At 63.5% G+C, this 17,678-nt stretch carries 22 protein-coding genes; 11 read left to right on the top strand and 11 right to left on the bottom strand.

Going from position 1 to position 17,678, the window contains the following annotated elements:
• Window positions 1–16 precede the first annotated feature (16 nt).
• The gene (locus FJ527_RS08185) at window positions 17–1,501 is read right to left on the bottom strand and encodes a carboxypeptidase M32 (protein ID WP_140822594.1); all 1,485 of its coding nucleotides are present in this window, start codon (window positions 1,499–1,501) and stop codon (window positions 17–19) included.
• 142 nt (window positions 1,502–1,643) lie between these two features.
• Between FJ527_RS08185 and FJ527_RS08180 the strand changes: the two genes are divergently transcribed.
• Window positions 1,644–1,997, top strand: a complete 354-nt coding sequence (locus FJ527_RS08180; RefSeq protein ID WP_015315243.1) for a DUF1304 domain-containing protein — start codon at window positions 1,644–1,646, stop codon at window positions 1,995–1,997.
• A gap of 103 nt (window positions 1,998–2,100) precedes the next feature.
• Here FJ527_RS08180 and FJ527_RS08175 read toward each other — a convergent pair whose 3' ends face one another.
• From FJ527_RS08175 to FJ527_RS08135, 9 genes are all read right to left on the bottom strand, one after another.
• A complete protein-coding gene (locus FJ527_RS08175) occupies window positions 2,101–2,526 on the bottom strand; it encodes a hypothetical protein (protein ID WP_140793042.1) in 426 nt (141 codons plus the stop codon).
• Window positions 2,527–2,777: 251 nt separating this feature from the next.
• The gene (locus FJ527_RS08170; protein ID WP_109664719.1) at window positions 2,778–3,809 is read right to left on the bottom strand and encodes a peptidoglycan -binding protein; all 1,032 of its coding nucleotides are present in this window, start codon (window positions 3,807–3,809) and stop codon (window positions 2,778–2,780) included.
• A 1-nt stretch (window position 3,810) separates the two neighbouring features.
• On the bottom strand, window positions 3,811–4,836 hold the full coding sequence (locus FJ527_RS08165) for a MotA/TolQ/ExbB proton channel family protein (protein WP_041163650.1): 1,026 nt from the start codon (window positions 4,834–4,836) through the stop codon (window positions 3,811–3,813).
• A 120-nt stretch (window positions 4,837–4,956) separates the two neighbouring features.
• Window positions 4,957–5,643: a hemolysin III family protein gene (locus FJ527_RS08160; protein WP_140822592.1), complete on the bottom strand. Its 687-nt coding sequence runs from the start codon at window positions 5,641–5,643 to the stop codon at window positions 4,957–4,959.
• Between the two features lie 135 nt (window positions 5,644–5,778).
• A complete protein-coding gene (locus FJ527_RS08155) occupies window positions 5,779–6,579 on the bottom strand; it encodes an inositol monophosphatase family protein (RefSeq protein ID WP_140616630.1) in 801 nt (266 codons plus the stop codon).
• Between the two features lie 85 nt (window positions 6,580–6,664).
• Window positions 6,665–7,231: an elongation factor P gene (gene efp, locus FJ527_RS08150; protein ID WP_015315249.1), complete on the bottom strand. Its 567-nt coding sequence runs from the start codon at window positions 7,229–7,231 to the stop codon at window positions 6,665–6,667.
• Window positions 7,232–7,396: 165 nt separating this feature from the next.
• Window positions 7,397–8,437, bottom strand: a complete 1,041-nt coding sequence (locus FJ527_RS08145) for a tetratricopeptide repeat protein (protein WP_181166303.1) — start codon at window positions 8,435–8,437, stop codon at window positions 7,397–7,399.
• Between the two features lies 1 nt (window position 8,438).
• Window positions 8,439–9,086: a thiamine phosphate synthase gene (locus FJ527_RS08140; protein WP_140616631.1), complete on the bottom strand. Its 648-nt coding sequence runs from the start codon at window positions 9,084–9,086 to the stop codon at window positions 8,439–8,441.
• Between the two features lie 133 nt (window positions 9,087–9,219).
• On the bottom strand, window positions 9,220–10,125 hold the full coding sequence (locus FJ527_RS08135; RefSeq protein WP_140822590.1) for a DMT family transporter: 906 nt from the start codon (window positions 10,123–10,125) through the stop codon (window positions 9,220–9,222).
• Between the two features lie 132 nt (window positions 10,126–10,257).
• Here FJ527_RS08135 and FJ527_RS08130 point away from each other — a divergent pair, with 132 nt between their 5' ends.
• From FJ527_RS08130 to FJ527_RS08120, 3 genes are all read left to right on the top strand, one after another.
• Window positions 10,258–10,710: an Lrp/AsnC family transcriptional regulator gene (locus FJ527_RS08130; RefSeq protein WP_140822588.1), complete on the top strand. Its 453-nt coding sequence runs from the start codon at window positions 10,258–10,260 to the stop codon at window positions 10,708–10,710.
• A 90-nt stretch (window positions 10,711–10,800) separates the two neighbouring features.
• On the top strand, window positions 10,801–11,529 hold the full coding sequence (locus FJ527_RS08125) for a class I SAM-dependent methyltransferase (protein ID WP_140822586.1): 729 nt from the start codon (window positions 10,801–10,803) through the stop codon (window positions 11,527–11,529).
• A gap of 105 nt (window positions 11,530–11,634) precedes the next feature.
• Window positions 11,635–12,405, top strand: a complete 771-nt coding sequence (locus FJ527_RS08120; protein ID WP_015315255.1) for a sulfite exporter TauE/SafE family protein — start codon at window positions 11,635–11,637, stop codon at window positions 12,403–12,405.
• 13 nt (window positions 12,406–12,418) lie between these two features.
• Here the strand turns inward: FJ527_RS08120 and FJ527_RS08115 are convergent, their stop codons facing one another.
• Complete coding sequence (locus FJ527_RS08115) at window positions 12,419–12,970, bottom strand: DUF2269 family protein (RefSeq protein WP_140616634.1); 552 nt, start codon at window positions 12,968–12,970, stop codon at window positions 12,419–12,421.
• Window positions 12,971–13,297: 327 nt separating this feature from the next.
• On the opposite strand from FJ527_RS08115, the gene FJ527_RS08110 reads away from it, so the two are divergent.
• The 7 genes from FJ527_RS08110 to ruvB all read left to right on the top strand — a co-directional run bounded on the left by FJ527_RS08110 (window position 13,298) and on the right by ruvB (window position 17,651).
• A complete protein-coding gene (locus FJ527_RS08110; RefSeq protein WP_015315257.1) occupies window positions 13,298–13,690 on the top strand; it encodes a hypothetical protein in 393 nt (130 codons plus the stop codon).
• Between the two features lie 373 nt (window positions 13,691–14,063).
• The gene (locus FJ527_RS08105; protein WP_015315258.1) at window positions 14,064–14,597 is read left to right on the top strand and encodes a DUF1465 family protein; all 534 of its coding nucleotides are present in this window, start codon (window positions 14,064–14,066) and stop codon (window positions 14,595–14,597) included.
• Window positions 14,598–14,689: 92 nt separating this feature from the next.
• Window positions 14,690–15,199 (top strand): crossover junction endodeoxyribonuclease RuvC, encoded by a 510-nt coding sequence (gene ruvC, locus FJ527_RS08100; protein WP_140719994.1) that lies wholly within the window; start codon window positions 14,690–14,692, stop codon window positions 15,197–15,199.
• Between the two features lie 55 nt (window positions 15,200–15,254).
• A complete protein-coding gene (locus tag FJ527_RS08095) occupies window positions 15,255–15,524 on the top strand; it encodes an AbrB/MazE/SpoVT family DNA-binding domain-containing protein (RefSeq protein ID WP_015315260.1) in 270 nt (89 codons plus the stop codon).
• Window positions 15,502–15,921, top strand: a complete 420-nt coding sequence (locus FJ527_RS08090) for a type II toxin-antitoxin system VapC family toxin (RefSeq protein WP_140822584.1) — start codon at window positions 15,502–15,504, stop codon at window positions 15,919–15,921. Before FJ527_RS08095 ends, FJ527_RS08090 begins: the two co-directional genes overlap by 23 nt.
• A gap of 28 nt (window positions 15,922–15,949) precedes the next feature.
• Window positions 15,950–16,570 carry a Holliday junction branch migration protein RuvA gene (ruvA, locus tag FJ527_RS08085; RefSeq protein WP_140822582.1) on the top strand — a complete coding sequence of 207 codons (621 nt, stop codon included), beginning with the start codon at window positions 15,950–15,952 and terminating at the stop codon, window positions 16,568–16,570.
• Window positions 16,571–16,613: 43 nt separating this feature from the next.
• A complete protein-coding gene (gene ruvB / locus FJ527_RS08080; protein ID WP_015315263.1) occupies window positions 16,614–17,651 on the top strand; it encodes a Holliday junction branch migration DNA helicase RuvB in 1,038 nt (345 codons plus the stop codon).
• Window positions 17,652–17,678 lie beyond the last annotated feature (27 nt).

Genomic DNA, 17,678 nt, shown 5'->3' with positions numbered 1-17,678 from the left:
CGTCTCAGGCGGCATCTCAGCCGCCGTAGCGCTGCCTCAAATGGTTGACGAAGTACGTGGCGTTGAGCTTCTCGCCGGTGGCGCGCTCAAGCAGGTCCGGCGTCGACCAGCGCGACCCCTGCGACCAGATTTTCTCGCGGCGCCAACCGTTGATCGCCTCGAAATTCCCCTTTGCAAGGTCTTCGTCGGCTGAAGGATGCTCGCGCGTCAGCGCGGTCCATTGCTGCGCCGCCATCATCGCGCCCAGCGTATAGGACGGGAAATAACCGAAGGCGGCACCCGGCCAATGGACGTCCTGCATCGGCCCGTCGGCGGGGTTGTCGATGGTCGAGAGACCAAGATAGTCGCGCATCCTGGCATCCCAGGCTTCGGGCAAATCAGCCACTTCGAGGCTGCCCGAAACAAGCTCCTGCTCCAGTTCGTAGCGAAGGATGACGTGCAAGGGATAGGTCACCTCGTCGGCGTCGACGCGGATCAGGCCACGTTCGACACGATGCACATGCGGCAGGATATCGTCGAGCGACCAGGCTTCGCCGAGATGCTTCTCCACCACCGGCAGCGCCCAGCGCCAGAAGGCAGGATTGCGCCCGATCTGCTTTTCGACGAACAGGCTCTGGCTCTCATGCACGGCCATGCCGCGGGCCTTGCCGAGCGGCCAGTGCGCCCACGCCTTGGGCAGGTTCTGTTCGTAGAGCGCATGACCGGTCTCGTGCAGCACGCCCATCAGCGCCGACAGGAAATCCGAGGTCTTGTAGCGCGTGGTGATGCGCACGTCGCTGGGCACGCCGCCGCAGAACGGATGGTGCGACACCGACAGTGAGCCGTGCGTCAGGTCGAAGCCGACCGCCGCCATCATGGCAAGGCCGAGTTCGCGCTGCCGGTCGATGGCATAGGTACCCGAAAGCGGTTTCAGCGGATGCTTGCGCAGCCGCGCTTCCTGGATCGCCAGCGCCTCCGGCACGAAACCCTTGAGGAAGGCCTTGAGGTCGGCGAAGACGGGCGTGATGTCGGCCGTGCGATTGCCGGGATCGTATTGTTCCATCAGCGCGTCATAGGGGGCAAGGCCGAGCACGTCGGAGCGCAGGGCGGCCTCTTCGCGCACCAGCGCCACCACGCCTTCAAGCGCCGGCTGAAAACCCGCCCAATCGTTCTTGGCGCGCAGGGCACGCCACAATTGCTCGCAGCGCATGCGCGCCGTCGTCTGGCGCTCGACGAATTGGACCGGCAGGCAGGTCAGGTTGGTGTATTGCCGCCGCAGCTCGGCGAGAGCCGCCCGCTGCTCATCGTCCAATGCCTCGCCTTCGGCCGCGGCGATCCAGTCCGATATTTCCGGCGCGGTCGCCCTGGTGTGATACATGCCGGCAAGGGCCGCCATCGCCTCGGCGCGCTTCTCGCCACCACCGACGGCCATGTGGGTCGCCTCATCGGCGCCGAGGATGGCCAGCGCATGCTCAAGCGCTTCGAGCTTGTGGCCGAGATCGTCGAGTTTGTGAAAGGACATGGCGGCTTCCGTGGTTGAGGACGGGGCGAAAAGACACCAACGCAAAAGCATTGGCAACCCTCGGATGCCATCCGGCAGATGCAGCTTGCGCAAGCGAGGTTGGGCATGAAATGCTGCCGGCGACGGATGAAGGGGGAGCAGAATGATCGGCAACATCCTGGTCGGGCTGGTGGCCTTGATCCATGTCTACATCGTCTATCTCGAGATGGTGCTTTGGGACACGCCGCGCGGGCACAAGACATTCCGCCTGACGCCGGAATTCGCCGGTGCCTCCAAAGTGCTCGCCGCCAATCAGGGTCTCTATAACGGCTTTCTCGCCGCCGGCCTGATCTGGGGGCTTTACCTCGGCGCCGCCGGTTTCCAGGTCGAGGTCTTCTTCCTGTTGTGCGTGACCATTGCCGGTCTCTATGGCGCGGCGACGGTCGGCCGCAAGATCCTGTACATCCAGACCGTGCCGGCGGTGGTCGCCCTGGTCGCGGCCTGGCTCGGTTGGTAGGCAGGATGGGCTGGTAAGGAAAGAAAAAGGACGCCAGCGGGATTGGGGTCCCGAAGGCGTCAATGGGTCCCTTCCTTCAGGACGTTTCCAGGCCGGAATAGCCTCAGCCGTTCGGATAGTTTCCGCCGTCGGCGCCATCACCCATCAGGAAACCGCTGCCGGTGTCGACCATCAGACGTTGATCCACATTGTCGAGCCGGCGCAGCAGGTCATGGTATTGCGCGGCCGGGATCCTGCCGTGATCCGACGCGGCTATTCTCTCGGCGACCTGACTGATGCGGGCGGTGCGCATTTCCAGGCGCTCCGCGACGGCCGGGGTGATGTGGTTGGCTTGCCTGGCGTCGACGATGCCCTGATGAACACCCTGGACCTGCTGAACGAGCGCCTCGACACGGGGGCCTGCCATGTCGGTGGGGGCGGTCGCATCGAGAGCACCCTTGTGGTGGCCCGCGGCATAGGCGCCGGCAAGCGGGACGGCAATGAGAATTGCGGCAAGCGTTGCAGTCTTGAGAGATGCTGATGAGCGCATGGTGCGCTTCCTCCTGCTGGGAAGGGAGAGCGGCCGCGCCGCCTCGCCTCCCGACCATTTTGGGTCGTCCAGTCCCGTCGCGTCGCGATGGGAGGCATCGCCGGCGGTTCTCGGCCCTGCGCAGCAAGCTAGGAGCGCTTCGGCGCGAAGTGTAATTAAAAAAAGATAATCTTTTCAGGCCTTGCCGGCGGATGCCTGCGCCCTAGAGTTGAGCCGGCGAACAATTTCGCGTGAGTTCGCGTGATGATGGATCAACGTTCGGTGAGCTTCAGTTCAATGCGGCGGTTCTTGTTGCGCGCCTCTTCGGTGTCGGCGGGATCGAGCGGCTGGAATTCCCCGAAGCCGGCGGCGACGAGCCGGTTGGCCGGCACGCCATTTTCGATCAGGAACTTGACCACCGAGGTCGAGCGCGCCGTCGACAGTTCCCAATTGTCGCGATAACGGCCGGTGCCGGACAGCGGCTTGTTGTCGGTGTGGCCGTCCACGCGCAGCACCCAGTTGATCTCCGGCGGGATCTCTTTCTGCAGTTCGATGATGGCGTCGGCGAGCTTCTTCATCTCGACCTTGCCGGCATCGTTGATCACTTCGGATCCGGTCGGGAACAGAACCTCCGACTGGAACACGAAGCGGTCGCCGACGATGCGGATGTTCTCGCGATCGGCCAGGATTTCGCGCAGACGTCCGAAGAAATCGGAGCGGTAGCGGTTCAGCTCCTGCACACGCTGCGCCAGCGCCACGTTCAGGCGACGGCCGAGATCGGCGATCTTGGTGTTGGAATCGCGGTCGCGCGTTTCGGAGACGTTGAGGGCATCCTCGAGCGCGCCGATCTGCTTGCGCAATGCCGCGATCTGCTGGTTGAGGATCTCGACCTGGCTCAGCGCCTGCTGGCTGATCTGGCGCTGGCTGTCCAGTTCGCCGCCCAGCGCCGCGGCTCGCTGGTTGGCGGCGTCGCCGGCACCCGCACCTTGCGCCAGCAACTGTTCGAGCCGGCTCTTCTCCGCCTCCGCCGCCGACAGCGACGCCTGCAGGTTGGCCAGCGAATCGTCCTTGTCCTGTGCCGTCGAGCGCTCCAGCGCCAGAAGCTGGGTCAGTTCGTTGATCTGCGAATTGAGGCGCGACAGCGCCGTATCCTTGCCGGAGATTTCGCGCCCGAGCAGGAACTGCGCCAACACGAAGACGGTGAGCAGGAACATGATGGCGAGCAACAGCGTCGAAAGCGCGTCGACGAAGCCCGGCCAATAGTCGATGCGGCGATCGGTACGCCGGCCCCTGGCAAGCGCCATGCTAGTGCACCCCGGGCTTCTTCAGCGCGTCGGCGATCTTTTCCAGCGTGTTGCGCATCGCCTTTTGTTCGTCCGACTGGGCTTCGACCCAGTCGCGCATGATCTGCTGTTCGGAGCGCATGTTCTTGACCAAGCCGGAAATGCCGTCGGCGAGATTGGCCATGGCGGTGGCGACGCGCGGGTTGGAGCCGCCGCCATTCTCCTGCATGCTGCGCAGCCGCTCCGACAGGACGCGGATCTCGTCGGAAGAGTCGGCCTTGGCCGGGTCGGAAACGACGATGTCGGACGACAGATCCGTAACCGAGGATAGCCAGTTCTCGAGCTCGGTGTAGAAGCGCGTCTGGGCGCGGCCGGCCTGCAAGTCGAGGAAGCCGAGCACGAGCGAGCCGGACAGGCCGAACAGCGAGGATGAGAAGGCTGTGCCCATGCCGGCCAGCGGCGCCGACAGGCCCTGTTTCAGCGAATCGAGCACCGCGGCGGCGTCACCCGTGCCGGGATCGAGCGATTCGATGGTCTCGCGGATCGAGCCGATCGTATTCAGCAGGCCCCAGAAAGTGCCAAGCAGGCCGAGGAACACCAAAAGGCCCACAAGGTAGCGCGAGGTGTCGCGGCTTTCGTCGAGGCGGGTGGCGATGGAATCGAGCATTGTGCGCATCGATGAGGTCGAAAAGGCCATGGACGAGGAACGGCCGATCATCGCCTTCATCGGCGCCAGCAGCACCGGTTCGGTGGTTTCGGAGCCGGCTCGGAAAGAGTTGACCCAGCGGACCTCGCGAAACAGCCGCCCGACCTGCGTGAAGGCCAGCAGGATACCGACGACGAGCACGCCGACGATCAGGCCGTTAAGGCCGGGGTTGGTGACGAAAGCGGTGGTGACCTGGCGGGTCAGGATGGCGGCGATGAAAGCGACGATGGCCAGGAAGATGACCATGGTCAGCAGGAAGACCTGCGGACTGGACAGTTTATGCGGGTCGTAGATCAGCACGTCGGAGCGCCTGCCCATGCCGAAGGATCTGAGAAAAGCCATCCGTGCCCCGTTTCCGATGCCGCTGCCGCCGATCACGTAGTTGGCAACTCTAAACGGAATTATGACCAAATTGAATGGTGCTTGGCAATATTGCCACAGGCGGCCTTTGGAGCCGGCGCATCAGAGGCGGTTGATGACGAGGCAGTCGACCATGGCCGCCAAATGCAGGCCGGCGCCGGTGACGACGAAGCCGTGCCACAGTGCGTTGTGGAAGCGCAGCGCCTTCCAGGCGAAGAAAATCACGCCGCAGGAATAGACGACGCCCCCGGCGACGATGAGCACGATCGACGTGGTCGGCAGCGTCTCGACGAGCGGCTTGACGAGAACGATGCCGCTCCAGCCGATGGCAAGATAGAAGACGATCGCCAGCCTGTCGAAACGGCCGGGGAAAAACACCTTGATGGCAATGCCCGTTGCGGCCGCGGCCCAGACCAGGACGATCATCCAGCGCGCCAGCGCAGAGTTTCCCAACTGGGCGAGAAAGGGTGTGTAGGTGGCGGCGATCAAGAGATAGATAGCGGCATGATCGGAGCGCCGCAGGATCCATTTCGCGGGCGAGGTCACCGGCCACAGATTGTAGGTCAGCGATACCGAGAGCACGGTGAGCAGCGACACGACATAGAAGGCGGCGGCGATATATTCGCCAGGCCCGACCCGGAAGGCAGCGAGCGCCAGCAGTGCCGAACCGGCCGCGATCGCCAGCACGATCCCGACAGCATGGACGATCCCGTCGGCGATCATCTCGGCGCGCGAATAGTGCCAGCGTCCGATGAAGGGGATCTCGATCTGTGGCGGGGTACTGGTCATCTATCGTCCTGCATCACCCCATATCTGGGCAACCGACGGACAGTATTTCAAGCTTTGTTTGCGGTTTTACGACTGCGCGCTTTGCCTTGACGCAATGCCAGATGCAAAACCGCGAACATTTTTCCCGGAATTGCTTCAGCGCGGCGGGAGCGGCTTTTTCACCGTCTTCAGCAATGCGCGCTGGATGATCTCGTTGCCGGCGACGACCGTGCCGGTGTCCAGCATGTCCTGTCCGCCATCCATGTCGGAGGCGAAGCCGCCCGCTTCGCGGATCAAGAGCAGGCCGGCGGCCATGTCCCAAGCCGACAGGCCCACTTCCCAGAAGCCGTCCATGCGGCCGGCGGCGACATAGGCAAGATCGAGCGAGGCGGACCCCATGCGGCGGACGCCGGAGACCTCGGCCATGACGTTGCGCAGTTCGACCAGGAAATTGCCGTGATGGCCCCGGCCGAGATGCGGCACGCCGCAGCCGATCACCGTGTCGACAAGCTTGGTACGGCCGGCAACGCGCAGGCGGCGATCATTCATGAAGGCGCCGCCGCCGCGCTCGGTGGTGTAGAGCTCGTCCATGGCGGGATTGTAGACCACGCCAGCCACGATCTGGCCCTGGCGCTCGAGCGCGATCGAGACGGCGAACAGCGGGATGCCGTGCAGGAAATTGGTGGTGCCGTCGAGCGGGTCGACGATCCAGCGGTGCTGGCTGTCATCGCCGGCGATGGCGCCGCGCTCTTCCATCAGGAAGCCGTAGCCAGGACGTGCCTTCGACAGTTCGGCGAAAACGATGTCCTCGGCCTTGCGGTCGGCCTGGCTGACATAGTCGCCGGGGCCCTTCATCGAGACTTGCAGGTTCTGGACCTCGCCGAAGTCGCGCGACAGCGAGCGGCCGGCCTTCATTGCGGCCTGAACCATGACGTTGAGGAGGGCTGAGCGTGCCATAGTGCTTCTTCCTGGTGCGGCGCTTTAAATTCTGTCTCGATGCATGCCGGTGACCCAAACCGGGGCCACGGGCGACATGCATGCATCAGTCGGCGCGGCGCACGTAAGTGATTTCGTTGGTGTCGACGATGATGCGTTCGCCGGCGCCGATGAAGGGTGGCACCAGCACGCGAATGCCATTTTCCAGCACCGCCGGCTTGTAGGAGGATGCCGCCGTCTGGCCCCTCACCACGGGATCCGCCTCGGTGATGGTCAGCGTCACGTAATCGGGCAGCGAAATGCCGATCGGCCGCTCCTCGTAGAGCTGAACCGTCACCATCATGCCGTCCTGCAGGAACGCGGCACGGTCGCCGACGAAATCCTTGTTCAGTTCGAGCTGCTCATAGCTTTGGGTGTCCATGAACACCAGCGCGTCGTCCTGCTCGTAGAGGAAGGAAAAGTCCTTCAGGTCTAGCCGGATCTGCTCGACCGTCTCGGCCGAACGGAAGCGCTCGTTGAGCTTGGTGCCGTTGATGAGGTTCTTCAGCTCAACCTGGTTGTAGGCGCCGCCCTTGCCGGGCTTGACGGTGTTGGTCCTGACCGCCACCCAGAGGCCGCCATCGTGTTCGATGACGTAGCCGGGGCGGATTTCGTTGCCATTGATCTTGGCCATGATGATGGGATCCGGGATGCTGCCAACGGCCGGGCCATTGGGATGGGATGTTCGCCGTGACAGGCGATTTTAGGCTCCAAGACCACAAATCGCCCGGAGAGGCAAGGGAGGGCGGGTTGCGGCTGAGCAACGGGGGCGGGCACCGGCCGGTTCCGCCTACCGCCATCAGGGCAGGCGGTTGGCCTTCTGCAGGGCCTGCTTGGTCTGGTCATCGCTCAGCCCTTGCAGGAAATCGTCCATCTGCTGATCGATGAGGCCGGCGCGGCGGGCGACGATGTACCAGGCGCCGGCGAGCACGAGGTCGGGATCGGTGCCGATGCCTTGCATATAGAGTTTTGCCAGCCGGTTCTGGGCCGCGACATTGCCGCCTTCGGCGGCCTGCTTCGTCCAGCCGAAGGCCGATTTCAGGTCGCGCGCGCCGCCGCGGCCCTCGATCATCCAGGCGGCGAGATCGATCTGCGCGGTGTCGTAGTTCTGACGGGCGGCCTGCGCCAGCAGCCGCCGTGCCTGTGCATCGTCGCGCGGCTTGCCGCCGACGCCGTTGGCATAGATCTGCGACATGGCGTACTGCGCGTCGGCAAGACCGGTCGCGGCGGCGCGCTCATAGTAGGAAACCGCCTTGGCCAGGCCGGCGTTGCCGGGATCCTGCTGGACCAGCATCTGCGCGAAATTGAACTGCGCAAGCTGATTGCCGGCTTCGGCGGCGGCCTGCATCAGGGCATAGGCTTCCTTCGCGTCCTTCTTGACGTAGCGGCCGTCGAGCAGCATCAGCGCATATTGAAACTGCGATTCCGGCACACCCTGCTCGGCGGCAAGCGCATACCATTTCGCGGCTTCGGCCGCGTTCAACGGCACGCCCAACCCACGCGACAGGATCTCGGCCACCAGCGTCTGCGCCGCCGGATCGCCATTCTGCGCGCGGACCAGCGCCAGATTATAGGCGGTCTTGTAAAGACCACGCTGGAAGGCACCATAGGCAGCGTCCGCCGGCTTGGCGCCAAAGCGGTCGGGATTGACGCTGTCGGCCGATGGCAACGGCGCGGGCTCGGATGTAGTGGCGGGCTGCGGCAGCTGCTTTTCGATCGGCTTGTCGGTGTGCACGCCGGTTTCAGGCTTGGGCTGCGGCAAGGGTATGGTTTCGGCGGCGGCGGCCTGGATCATCACCGCCGCGAGCATGGCCTGAAGGGAAAGCCTTGCCAGGAACACGTCAGTCCTCGAGGCGCGGCGCTGTTTCGTCGAGCAGCGCATTGGCCCGGGCGATCGCCGCCTTCGGATCGATGCCGTCGGCGAACACGGCGCTCGACAGCGCGACGAATTCGGCGCCGGTGGCGGCCACGGTTTCGACAGAGGCAAGATCGGAACCGGCCTCGACGATGCAGGGGATCTGGATCATCTGCGCCCACCATTGCCCCAATGACAGGTTGCGCGGATGCGGCTCGGGCTTGTTGTCGTAGCCGAACCGGCCGAAGAAAATGTAGTCGGGCCGGGCTTCGCCGAGTTCGAGCGCGTCGTCACGCGTCTTGGCGCCGCCGGCGCCGACCGTCATTTTCGCCTGGAAATGTTCGATCGTCTCGGCGAGTTCGGCCTTGGAGACCTCGACATGGATGCCGTCGGCCTGGACGCGGCCCGCGATGCGGGTGTCGCCAGCGATAATGACGGCCACTCCGGCGGCCTGCGCGACCGGCACGATACGCTCGGCGAAGGCCTGGAAGGAGGCCTCGTCCATGCCGTTCTCGGGCAGGATCAGCGAGGCAACATCGCCGCCGTCGAAAGCGGCCGTGATCCGATCCGCCGGTACGCCGGACGGCGCGATCAGCACGATGCGGCAGCGGTTGGGGGGCGTTGCGTCATTCATGGTTCTTCGATCCCGGGTTTCGCCTATGCCGGGCGAAGATGGTTGGATTGCGGCATAGAGCAAACTGCCCGCTTTGAACAGGCGGGCAGCCGGGATCGCGATTTTTGATCCGCCGGACAGCCGGCGCGTCGCCTTACTTGATCGGCTCGGGGCTCGCGGCGGCCGGTCTCGGTTTCCACAATGTCCAGCCGAGGTTCATGCTGGCGGCCGCGATCAGGATGGCGGCGGCGCCGGCGACCTGACTGAGGTGCAGCCGGTGGCCGAAGGCGGTGACATCGACCAGGATGGCAACGACCGGATAAATGAAGGATAGCGACCCCTGCAGATGCGTCGGCAGCTTCTGGATGGCGCCGTACATAAGGATGTACATCAGGCCGGTGTGGACGATGCCGAGCGTTGCCAGCATGGCCCAGCTCCATGGATCGCCGGGGAGATGCGCGAGATTGGCGAAGGGCGCGAGCATGACGACGCCGACGCAGACCTGAATCAGCGCGATCAGATGCGGTGGCGTGCCCTTGAGCTTCTTGGTGACGATTGCCGCGACGGCCCAGAAAAAGGCGGCGGCCAGGGCCATCAGGATGCCGGCGAAATAGTTCGTGCCGAGATCAGCGGCATCGGGAGCAGCGGCGACGATCAGCAGCATGCCGGCGAAGGCGATTGCCAGCCATGTCAGCTTGGTCAATGTCAGCCGCTCGGCGAACAAGAGCGCGCCGAAGCCGACCAGCATGAAAGGCTGCGTGTTGTAGACGGCGGTGGCGATCGAGATCGACGCGCGCGAGAAGGCGCTGAACAAGAGCAGCCAGTTGATGACGATCGCCGCACCCCCAAGCGCAGCAAGGCCGATGACGCGCAACGACAGCCTGTTGCGCAGCAATCCAAGCGAAGCGCAGATGAAGAGCAGCGTCAGCGCGCCGAACGCGCAGCGCCAGAACACGACATCCATGATCGGCTGACCGGACATGATGACGAACCAGCCGATCGTTCCCAGGATCGCCATTGCGGCCGACATTTCGACCGTGCCTCGTACCGTATCGTTCATAATAAGCCTCTGAACCCGTTGATGCGGCATAATCTCATGTGAGGCCTGGGCTATCCATCTTCTAGAAAAGGCGATATGATGATATTGCCTAATTAAATTAGGCGCCCGCTTGAAATCTACGAGAAATAGAAAATGCTAGATGATTTGGACCGAAAACTGCTTGAAATCCTGGTCAGGGATGCGCGAACCTCGCTGAAGGATCTGGCGGCCCAGGTCGGGCTATCGCCGCCGAGCGTTTCGGAGCGGCTGCGGCGCCTCGAGGAGCGCGGCGTCATCCGGGCGTTCACCGTCGAGATCGATCCGTTGGCACTCGGCTATACGCTGCAGGCGATCGTGCGGATCAAGCCTCTGCCGGGCAAGCTGCACATCGTTCAGAAATTGATCGAGGAGATTGAAGCTTTTGGCGAGTGCGACAAGGTGACCGGCGACGACTGCTTCGTCGCCCGGCTGTTCGTGCGCTCGATCGGCGACCTCGACGGCATTCTCGATCGCATCGCCGACAAGGCCGAGACCAGCACCGCCATCATCAAGGCGCAGCCGATCCGGCGGCGACCGCCGCCACTGGGTTTGCCGGCGGCCTCGTAAGCTTGACACTCATGGCAGTGGTGGAAAGGCGCGGCCAGTCCACCAAATGTCAGTCTTCCGCCGGATGACCGTCCGAGGAGCCAAAAAAAGATGGCGCAGAACATTTACGATCAACCCGATTTCTTTGCGGGCTACAGCCAGCTTGGCCGCTCCGTCGAAGGCCTGGATGGTGCCGCCGAGTGGCCGGCGTTGCGCGCGATGCTGCCCGATGTCGGTGGCCTGAGGGTCGTCGACCTCGGCTGCGGCTTTGGCTGGTTCTGCCGCTGGGCACATGAAAATGGAGCGAGGGAAGTCCTTGGGCTGGACCTGTCGGAGAAGATGCTGGCCCGTGCGAGAGCGGCCGGCCCGGACACCGGCATCACCTACGAGAGAGCCGACCTCGACCAGCTCAGCCTGCCGCAAGGCGGCTTCGACCTCGCCCACAGTTCGCTCGCCTTGCATTACGTCGAAGACATTGAGCGCCTGTTCGGGGCAGTGCACGAAGCCCTGTCGCCCGGCGGGCATTTCGTCTTCTCGACCGAGCATCCGATCTACATGGCGCCGACCAATCCGGGCTGGTCGATCGATGGGGAGGGGAAAAGGACCTGGCCTGTCGACCAGTATCTGGTGGAAGGGCCGCGCAAGACCAACTGGCTGACCAAGGGGGTGGTGAAACATCACCGCACCATCGGCACCACGCTCAACGCCCTGATCCGCGCGGGTTTCACGATCGAGCATGTCGAGGAATTCCGTCCGACGGACGCGCAGATCGCGGCCAGACCGGACCTGGCGGAAGAACTCGAGCGGCCGATGTTCCTGCTGGTTTCGGCGTGCCGATAGAATAGGGGCATGGCGAGGCGCGCGGGTTGCTTTTGCTGTCGCTCGACTCAAGATTGTGGGCTATTCAGGCGTCGACGCGCTTTCCCTCCAGATCAGTTCCTCCTCATGTCAGGCCTGCTTCTCGATCCGTGGTTCTACGCGGCCGCCATTCCGGCGGTCATCCTGGTCGGCCTGTCCAAGGGCGGCTTCGGCGGCGCGGTTGGTTTCGTCGGCGTGCCGCTGATGGCGCTGACCATGCCGCCGGTTCAAGCGGCCGCCATCCTGCTGCCCATCCTGTGCCTGATGGACATCGTCTCGGTGTGGACATGGTGGGGCGTGTACGACCGCAAGATGCTGGTCGACATGATGCCGGGCGCCATCGTGGGCATCGGGCTTGGCTGGCTGACGGCGGCACTGGTCACCGAGGAAGCGGTGCGGCTCATCGTCGGCGCCGTTGCCATCATCTTCGTGCTGCGCTGGCTTTACCTGCAATTTCGTCATGGTTCCGACCATGCGGCCGCACCTAATCGCGTGGCCGCGGCCATATGGGGCACGGTCGCAGGCTTCACCAGCTTCGTCGCCCATGTCGGCGGCCCGCCCTTCCAGGTCTATGCCTTGCCGATCCGGCTCGACCCCAAGGTGTTGTCGGGCACGGCAGCGATCTTCTTCGCCGCTACCAACGCCCTGAAACTCATCCCCTATTTCGCGCTCGGCCAGTTCGACACCGCCAATCTGACGGCGTCCGCCGTGCTGATGCCGCTGGCGCCACTGTCGACCATCGCCGGTGCCTGGCTGGTGCGGCGGATGCGGCCAGAAATTTTTTATCCCTTCACCTATGCGACCGTGGCGGTCGTGGCAGTGAAGCTTCTGTGGGACGGGATCGCCGGCATCATGTAGCGCTCCAGCCGCGTCAGGCGGCGCTGGGCACCATGCGTCTTGGCCGGCTGAGCGCCATTGTGGCACCGGCGGCAAGGACCACCACCATGCCGGCGAGAATCCCGACGTCGTGCAGGGTAGGCTTCAGAACCATGTCGGTGATGATGATGAGCATGACCGCATAGTCGAAGCGCGCCGCCCGCAGGATGCGCTGTCCATAGCCAAGTGCCGCAGGCGTCACGCCATCCCTGGCGATCATCGCGCCCATGCGGTCGGCGGTCGGCTTGAAGACGAACATGCCAATGCAGAAGGTCGTGGCGTAGCCGGCAAGCCCGATCAGGACCCAGAGATCGGAGAAGCCGACCCAGAACGAGCACATGATCAATCCGAAGACCAATGTCAGCATCGACATCGGAGCGAAGAAGCGGTTGCCCAGTTCGCCAGTGGCGCGCATCGCCTGCAGCGTTCCCTGGATGTTGCCGGCGCGATCCGCCAGCGTCGCCAGCACCATCAGCGTGAAGCCGCCGCCGACCCAAAGCATCGCCGAAAGGATGTGCAGCAATTTGATGATGGAATACCAATCCATGGCTTTTTCCCCGATGTCCAATGGTTGCTGGCGAGGCCGCGCCATTGCCCGCCCGCCGCTTCGATGCCGCAGCGTTTAGCGCCGCGGCTGTTTCAGGACGATGTCGTGGAAAAACCGGCTGTGTTTCAGGCTGCCGGCTAACGAAAGGAGAAACTAATATGATGAACCCACCGCCCGGTTTTCTGCTATCGTCGGCAGCGTCGGGGAGCGACATCGTCCGGAAACACTGCCGATGCTAGTGCCGACGCCGGAAGTCCGGCGGCGACAGCGCTCGCCTGACGATCAACCCATTCCCAGCTTGGGAAAAAGGCAATTCGGGGGACTAATATGCAAGGGGTAGCACGGAATTTCTTCACGCTGGCGATCATCTACGCGTTGTGCGGCATGGCGCTCGGCATCCACATGGCGATCAGCGAAGACCACGGCCAGATGCCGACCCACGCCCACACGATGGTGGCCGGTTGGTTGATGTCGGCGGTTTTCGCGTTCTTTTACCACCTGTTTCCGGCTGCCGGGCAAAAGACGCTGGCCCTTGTCCATTTCTGGCTGACGGCAATCAGCGGCATCGGGCTGATGATCGGCCTTTATATACTGCTTGCCGGAAATCCGGGGATCGAGCCGTTGCTGGGGATATCTTCGATCGGCTTCTACGCAGGCATGCTGCTGTTTGCCTTCATCGCCTTGCCGGTGGTGTGGAAAAAAAGCCTGAGTGAAGGCTGAAACCCAGCCGGTGCGGCTGTGTTGTTACGGCACAGGAGCACGGTGTTGGGTAAAAAAACATCAGAGCCGTTAAGGGTTCATTAAGCTTTACAGGCGTTTACTATGTCCATCCAGTGATCTGGATTCTTACCGAGTGGTTGGAGCCACTTTGTTTGACGCCTCCCTGTTAAACTCCTGAGAGCCGCCTTATCCGCGGCTCTTTTTTTGTCCGCACCCAGGCGGCATTCCGCACGGCCGAACGCCGTTAACCTTCTGTTAAACATGTGCTTGCCTTCACCCCGGACGAAGCGCATTTTCAAGCTTCAGTTTTATAGGGTCACGGGTGTATCGGCAGAGAGCCGAATCGGCCGGTCGCAAGTGCAGGGGCGTATCAATGAACGAGCCTTCGAAGGGCATTGCGAAAACCGTCAAGCTGGCGGAACGCCGGGTGTTTTCGCACTCCTTCAAACCGCTTTACCAGGAAGGCATGGGCCTGGTCGAACAGGCGGCGGAGTATCTCGACGGCAAGGGCCGGGCAGAGGCCAAGAAACTGTCGCGGCTGGCGGCCACGCTCTACGCGGCCGAATCGATGCGGCTGACCACCAGGCTGATGCAGGTTGCCTCGTGGCTGCTTTTGCAGCGTGCGGCGAATTCCGGCGAGATGACCCGCGATCAGGTCGCTTCGGAAAAATCCAAGGTGCGTCTCGACACCGCTTCCGCCCATGACGAGGCGGCCGGCTGGGCTGAACTGCCGACCGACTTTCTCGATCTCGTCAACCGGTCGTTGCGCCTGCAGGCATTGGTGCGCCGCATGGACGAAGAGATATATGGCGCAGGCGCCGTGGTCGACATGCAGCCCGTGGCTCGCCGGCCCAATCCGGTGTCGGACCAGATCAGCTTGCTCAACACGGCGTTCGCCCGAAACTGAGAACGTCGAGGCCTTCCCGGTTGGTCGGGCAAACGTTTCCGGTTTGTTCACTTTTCGCTGGCATCGCTGTCCGCCGGAGGTACACTCACGGCATGGGGGACGCGATTCGCATCATCGGGATCGATCCGGGGCTCAGGCGCACCGGCTGGGGCATCGTCGAGAGCCTCGGCAATTCCTTGCGCTTTGTTGCTGCGGGCACCGTGCGCTCGGAGGACAAGGCGGCGCTGGCGACGCGGCTCTGCCAGCTGCATGACGGGCTTGCCGAGATCCTGCATCGGGCGATGCCGCATGAAGCCGCGGTCGAACAGACCTTCGTCAACAAGGATGCCGTGGCGACGCTGAAGCTCGGCCAGGCGCGCGGCATCGCCATGCTGGTGCCGGCGCGCGCCGGCCTCGTCGTCGCCGAATATGCGCCGAACGCGGTGAAGAAAGCGGTGATCGGCGTCGGTCATGGCGACAAGAAGCAGATCCACATGATGGTGAAGGTGCTGTTGCCGAAAGCGATCTTCGACACCGAACATGCCGCCGACGCGCTGGCCATCGCGATTTGTCACGCGCATCACCGGCAAAGTGCCGCTTACCGGATGGCGCTTGCCGAATAGCAATGTTCTTGACTTGTTCACGCTGCGCGTGTAGTAATACCCTAGAGGTATTACCATGCGCGTGACCACCAAGGGCCAAGTCACAATCCCCAAGCCGATAAGGGACCATCTGGGCATCGGACCGGGCTCCGAGGTTGAGTTCGTGGCCACCGAGGAAGGGGCTCGGCTCGTTGCCGTCAATGAAAACCTGTCCGATGAAGAAGTCGCGCGCAGGTTCAGGAATATTCTCCACGGCATGGCGGGCACACTGGATCTGGGAGGCATGACCGCCGACGCTTACATGGAGTGGTTGAGAGGCCCGCGTGAAGATCTCGACGTTGATTGACACCAATGTCCTCATCGACGTTTGGGGGCCAACCGGGCCGCTGACGGAATGGTCAGCGTCTGCAATCGTTTCATGCCGTAGCGACGGCGCATTGGTCGTCAATACAATCGTCTGGTCTGAGCTCGCGCCGCTGATCCCGACGGAGACGGCGCTTCGAAGAGCCGTCGACATGCTCGAAATGGATCGCGAACTTGTACCTTGGGACGCGGCATTCCTTGCGGGCGTCACGCATTCCCGCTATCGCCGGGCCGGCGGCGTTCGGGAACGCATCTTGCCTGATTTCTTTATTGGTGCTCATGCGGCTGTTGCCGGACATCGTCTTTTGACCCGCGACGCCGCGCGCTATCGCAGTTATTTCCCCGATCTCGATATCATCTCTCCGGAAACGCACCCATGAGGGGCTTATCTCCCATGAAAGATCTGGCATGATCGGCAAGCTCAAGGGTACGCTCGACGAGGTCGACGAAGACCATTGTCTCGTCGATATCCACGGCGTCGGCTACGTCGCGTACTGCTCGACCCGCACGCTTGCCGCGCTGCCTTCGCCTGGCGAAGCGGTGGTGCTGTTCATCGAGACCTATGTGCGAGAGGACATGATCCGGCTCTATGGTTTCCAGTCGCAGCTCGAGCGCGAATGGTTTCGGCTGCTGATGAACAATGTGCCGGGTGTCGGCGCCAAGGTGGCGCTGGCCATCCTGTCGACGCTGGCGCCGGCTGACCTTGCCAATGCCATTGCACTGCGCGACATCGCCATGGTTTCCCGCGCGCCCGGCGTCGGCAAGAAGGTGGCCGAGCGCATCGTCACCGAATTGAAGGCCAAGGCGCCGGCCTATGCGGGCACCGCCACCGGCACCATTGGGCTCAAGCAGGAACTCGGCGAAGGCGTAGCGCCGGAACCGATCACCGACGCCGTCTCGGCGCTGGTCAATCTCGGCTATTCCCGCGACACCGCCGCCAACGCCGTGTCAGCAGCGCTGAAGACGGCGGGCGAGGGCGCCGATGCGTCCAAACTGATCCGTTTCGGGCTGAAGGAACTGGCACGGTGAGCCATCGCTTGTCCGGGGCGCTGCCCTGTGCAAGGAAGGTCCCATGAGCCTTTCCCCCCGCCTCATTGCACCGGAAAAGCGCGGCGAGGATGCCGAGCAGACCTTGCGGCCACAAACGCTTGACGATTTCGTCGGCCAGGCGGCGGTGCGGGCCAATCTCAAAGTCTTCATAGAGGCCGCCAAGGGCCGCAAGGAAGCGCTCGACCATGTGCTGTTCGTCGGACCGCCGGGGCTGGGCAAGACGACGCTGGCGCAGATCATGGCGCGCGAACTCGGTGTCAATTTCCGCTCGACCTCCGGGCCGGTCATCGCCAAGGCCGGCGATCTCGCGGCATTGCTGACCAATCTCGAAGAAGGCGACGTGCTGTTCATCGACGAGATCCACAGGCTCAACCCGGCGGTGGAGGAAATCCTTTATCCGGCGATGGAGGATTTCCAGCTCGACCTGATCATCGGCGAGGGTCCGGCGGCGCGTTCGGTGAAGATCGACCTAGCGCACTTCACGCTGGTCGCCGCCACCACGCGGCTCGGCCTGCTCACCAATCCGCTGCGCGACCGCTTCGGCATCCCGGTGCGGCTCAACTTCTACACCGTCGAGGAGTTGGAGCAGATCGTGCGGCGCGGCGCGCGCATCCTGCAGATGCCACTCGGCGACGACGGTGCGCTGGAAATCGCGCGGCGCGCGCGCGGCACGCCACGCATTGCCGGACGGCTGCTGCGGCGCGTGCGCGATTTCGCCTCGGTGGCCGGCGACGGCCATGTCGACCGCCTGATCGCCGACGAGGCCTTGACCCGGCTCGAAGTCGACGCGCTTGGCCTCGACGCCCTCGACCGCCGCTATCTCAGCATGATCGCCCGTAATTTCGGCGGCGGTCCGGTCGGCATCGAGACCATCGCCGCCGGCTTGTCCGAGCCGCGCGATGCCATCGAGGACATCATCGAGCCCTATCTGATCCAGCAGGGGTTCATCCAGCGCACACCACGCGGACGCATGCTGACCGCCAATGCCTGGCGCCATCTCGGCCTCGATGCGCCGAAGGATTTGGCGCAGCAGCAGATCAATCTGTTCCAGGAAGAATAGCCACGCAAGCGATCAGGCGCGGGTTTC

The sequence above is a fragment of the Mesorhizobium sp. B2-4-18 genome (assembly GCF_006441385.1).
In the GTDB taxonomy this organism is placed as follows: Bacteria; Pseudomonadota; Alphaproteobacteria; order Rhizobiales; family Rhizobiaceae; genus Mesorhizobium; species Mesorhizobium australicum.
The sequence above is the reverse complement of the archived record's forward strand: the minus strand, read 5'-3'. Positions and strand labels throughout refer to the sequence as shown.

Coding starts and splice junctions, on each gene's coding strand:
- FJ527_RS08185 (WP_140822594.1), bottom strand. CDS start 1,501: ATGTCCTTTCACAAACTCGACGATCTCGGCCACAAGCTCGAAGCGCTT.
- FJ527_RS08180 (WP_015315243.1), top strand. CDS start 1,644: ATGATCGGCAACATCCTGGTCGGGCTGGTGGCCTTGATCCATGTCTAC.
- FJ527_RS08175 (WP_140793042.1), bottom strand. CDS start 2,526: ATGCGCTCATCAGCATCTCTCAAGACTGCAACGCTTGCCGCAATTCTC.
- FJ527_RS08170 (WP_109664719.1), bottom strand. CDS start 3,809: ATGGCGCTTGCCAGGGGCCGGCGTACCGATCGCCGCATCGACTATTGG.
- FJ527_RS08165 (WP_041163650.1), bottom strand. CDS start 4,836: ATGGCTTTTCTCAGATCCTTCGGCATGGGCAGGCGCTCCGACGTGCTG.
- FJ527_RS08160 (WP_140822592.1), bottom strand. CDS start 5,643: ATGACCAGTACCCCGCCACAGATCGAGATCCCCTTCATCGGACGCTGG.
- FJ527_RS08155 (WP_140616630.1), bottom strand. CDS start 6,579: ATGGCACGCTCAGCCCTCCTCAACGTCATGGTTCAGGCCGCAATGAAG.
- efp (WP_015315249.1), bottom strand. CDS start 7,231: ATGGCCAAGATCAATGGCAACGAAATCCGCCCCGGCTACGTCATCGAA.
- FJ527_RS08140 (WP_140616631.1), bottom strand. CDS start 9,086: ATGAATGACGCAACGCCCCCCAACCGCTGCCGCATCGTGCTGATCGCG.
- FJ527_RS08135 (WP_140822590.1), bottom strand. CDS start 10,125: ATGAACGATACGGTACGAGGCACGGTCGAAATGTCGGCCGCAATGGCG.
- FJ527_RS08130 (WP_140822588.1), top strand. CDS start 10,258: ATGCTAGATGATTTGGACCGAAAACTGCTTGAAATCCTGGTCAGGGAT.
- FJ527_RS08125 (WP_140822586.1), top strand. CDS start 10,801: ATGGCGCAGAACATTTACGATCAACCCGATTTCTTTGCGGGCTACAGC.
- FJ527_RS08120 (WP_015315255.1), top strand. CDS start 11,635: ATGTCAGGCCTGCTTCTCGATCCGTGGTTCTACGCGGCCGCCATTCCG.
- FJ527_RS08115 (WP_140616634.1), bottom strand. CDS start 12,970: ATGGATTGGTATTCCATCATCAAATTGCTGCACATCCTTTCGGCGATG.
- FJ527_RS08110 (WP_015315257.1), top strand. CDS start 13,298: ATGCAAGGGGTAGCACGGAATTTCTTCACGCTGGCGATCATCTACGCG.
- FJ527_RS08105 (WP_015315258.1), top strand. CDS start 14,064: ATGAACGAGCCTTCGAAGGGCATTGCGAAAACCGTCAAGCTGGCGGAA.
- ruvC (WP_140719994.1), top strand. CDS start 14,690: ATGGGGGACGCGATTCGCATCATCGGGATCGATCCGGGGCTCAGGCGC.
- FJ527_RS08095 (WP_015315260.1), top strand. CDS start 15,255: ATGCGCGTGACCACCAAGGGCCAAGTCACAATCCCCAAGCCGATAAGG.
- ruvA (WP_140822582.1), top strand. CDS start 15,950: ATGATCGGCAAGCTCAAGGGTACGCTCGACGAGGTCGACGAAGACCAT.
- ruvB (WP_015315263.1), top strand. CDS start 16,614: ATGAGCCTTTCCCCCCGCCTCATTGCACCGGAAAAGCGCGGCGAGGAT.